This is a genomic window from Streptomyces montanisoli (assembly GCF_017813245.1).
GTDB lineage: Bacteria > Actinomycetota > Actinomycetes > Streptomycetales > Streptomycetaceae > Streptomyces > Streptomyces montanisoli.
The window spans coordinates 1-2,299 of sequence record NZ_JAGIQL010000334.1; the positions used below are offsets into that span (position 1 = coordinate 1).

Below are 2,299 nucleotides of genomic sequence, written 5' to 3' on the forward strand. Positions count from 1 at the left end.
CAAGCCCGCGCCGCACGCCGGCGCGGCCGCCAGGTCCGCCGCGCCGCGCGCGCCGCTGACGGACGTCGTGCCCCGCAAGACGCTCGTGATCATCGCCGTCCTCGTGGCGCTCGCCGTGCTCGGCGTCGTCCTCGCCCTCTCGCTGGGCGGCGGGGGCGGCGACACCTCGGCCAAGGGTCAGGGCGGGGCGAAGCCCGCCCCTTCCACCAGCGCTTCCGCCACAGCGGGTTCGACGGGCGCGGCCCCGCAGGGCCATCGCACGGGGTCCTCCGCGTCGTCGGGATCGTCGTCGTCCTCCGGCACGTCCGACGACGCGTCCCACGACGCTTCCACCGGCCCTTCCGACCGGTCCGGCGGCGGCTCGGCGCTGCCCGCCGGGTACGCCACCGTGTCGGACGAGCAGTTCAAGTTCTCGATGGCCATGCCCAAGGGCTTCCACAGGACGGGCACGGCAGGACAGAGCTCAGGCGGGATATTCAGCGCGAGCGGCGGGTTCCCGCGCATACAGGTCGACTTCACCGACAGCCCCACGAAGGACGCGGTGCTCGCCTGGACGCAGTTGGAGCCCGCGGTGAGCGGCAGCAGCAGCGGCTACAAGCTCATCGGCATCAAGAAGGCCGACTACAAGGGATATCCGACCGTCGCCGACTGGCAGTTCGAACGCAAGCAGGGCGGACAGCGCGTCAAGGTGCTCGACCGCGGTTTCCGCATCGACTCCCATCACGGCTACTCGATCATGATCAGCTGCAAGGCGAGCGCATGGGACGGCAAGGATTGCTCGACGCTGCGTCAGACGGCCTTCGACACGTTCAAGCCGTCGAAGTAGACGGTTTCGGCCATACGATCTTCGCCGGATGTGACGGAAGGTAATCCTCCATATCCCGTTGCCGTGACGGGCCGCGCGTACGGGCGCGGACACGTATGGTGAGAAGTCGCGGACCGTACGCAGTCGAACAGGACTGTAGAACGACCGGATTTGACGGGCGGGCGTCGCTACCCGGCCCGACGACTGGGCGTGACGAACCGAATCGGCGGCTTCCCGGGTCGGGCGGCCGTTCGACGGGTAGTCAGGTCGCGTCGGGTAGTCGGTACTCGGGCAGCCGGGTTCCGGGGTCGCGCGGTCCGGGGCGGCCGGGTGTGCGGCCGACAGGGTGTGGGGAGGCACGGTGGAGGACTACGCGGGGCGGGTGCTGGCCGACCGTTATCGCCTGCCCATGCCGCCCGCCGACGCGTACGACGTCACCGAGACGCGCGCGTTCGACACGTACAGCGGCCAGGAGGTCCTGGTACGGCAGGTGCCGCTGCCCGAGGTGGTGGAGGCCGAGGTGGTCGGCCCCGACGGCACCGCGGTGCAGCAGGCTGGCGCCGGCGGCAGGACGCGCGCGGGCGCCCTCGCCGACCCGGGCGTCCGCAGGGCCGTCGAGGCCGCGCAGAGCGCCGCCCAGGTGCCCGACCACCCGCGCCTCGACCAGGTCTTCGACGTGTTCGCCGAGGCCGGCTCGCTCTGGATAGTCAGCGAGCTCGTGGCCGCGAGGCCGCTCGCCGAGCTGATCGCGGAGCGCCCGCTGACCCCCTACCGCGCCGCCGAGATCGCCTCCGACCTGCTGACCGCGGTGCGCGTGCTGCACGGGCACGGCTGGGTGCACCGCAACATCACCGTCCGCACGGTGCTCGTGTGCGACGACGGCCGCGTCGTCCTCACGGGGCTCGCCGCGGGCGCGGCCGAAGAGGCGCTGTGCGGCTACGCGCCCGTGCCGCGGCAGCACGGCGCCCCGGAGCCGGCGGGCTCCGTGGACGACGCGTCCCCGAGCCTCCCGGCGGGGCAGGAGCCCGCTGAGATCGCCCCACCGGCCGCACCCGGGTTCGCGCTCCCGCAGGCCGCGCGGCCGTACGGGTACGAGCAGTACGCGCGCCCCCCGGAGCCCGTGCCCGCCGAAGGCCCGTACACGGCGGGAGTGCCCGCGCCGGGGACGCACGCCGCGTTCGGCGGCCCGAGCGGAGAAGGCGCAGGAAGCGGCGCAGGAAGCGGCAGCGACGCGGGCGGGGAGAGCCCCTACGGCGTCTCCACGGGCACGTCGGGCGCGCTGCCGAGGGCGCCGCGCCAGCAGAGCACGCCGGGCGTCCCCGCGCCCTACGGCGGCCCCAATGCGCAGATCGGTAGAGCACACGTCCTGTACTTCTGTCACCGATGTTTCCCGTATGGTGACTTCCGCTTCAAAAAGGCGGGGGGCGGGACGGGAGGGGGGGAGCGGGGGGGGGGGGGGGGTGGGGGGCGAGGGGAGGGGGGGGGACAGGGCGG

Annotated in this window: 2 protein-coding genes; both read left to right on the forward strand. The window is 73.4% G+C overall.

Annotated features, from left to right (window positions below; translation table 11 throughout):
* A partial coding sequence (locus JFN87_RS32935) for a serine/threonine kinase C-terminal domain-containing protein (RefSeq protein WP_504739803.1) occupies positions 1-826 on the forward strand: 826 nt, incomplete at its 5' end.
* Positions 827-1,166: 340 nt separating this feature from the next.
* Positions 1,167-2,299, forward strand: a 1,133-nt coding sequence (locus tag JFN87_RS34005) for a protein kinase (RefSeq protein ID WP_307865689.1), incomplete at its 3' end; no start/stop codon positions are given.